We start from the raw sequence: 223 nt of genomic DNA, 5'->3' as shown, positions 1-223 counted from the left end.
CAATATCGACCAGATCGGCGGCACCATCGACATCAAGAGCGTGGCCGGCGAAGGCTCCTCCGTCACCATCAAGATCCCGCTGACCTTGGCGATCGTCTCGGCCCTGATCGTGGAAGCCGCCGGCGACCGCTTCGCGATCCCGCAGCTCTCGGTGGTCGAGCTGGTGCGGGCCCGCGCCAACTCCGAGCACCGCATCGAGCGCATCAAGGACACCGCGGTGCTC

1 pseudogene is annotated in these 223 nt (G+C 66.8%); it reads left to right on the top strand.

The features are described from left to right. Positions 1–223: pseudogene (locus MOV74_RS40605) on the top strand (hypothetical protein); the annotation flags it as partial.

Origin of the sequence: Bradyrhizobium sp. SHOUNA76, assembly GCF_023006445.1 — a bacterium.
GTDB lineage: Bacteria > Pseudomonadota > Alphaproteobacteria > Rhizobiales > Xanthobacteraceae > Bradyrhizobium.
Note: the sequence above shows the minus strand (reverse complement) of the source record. Positions and strands in the feature narration are given on the sequence as shown.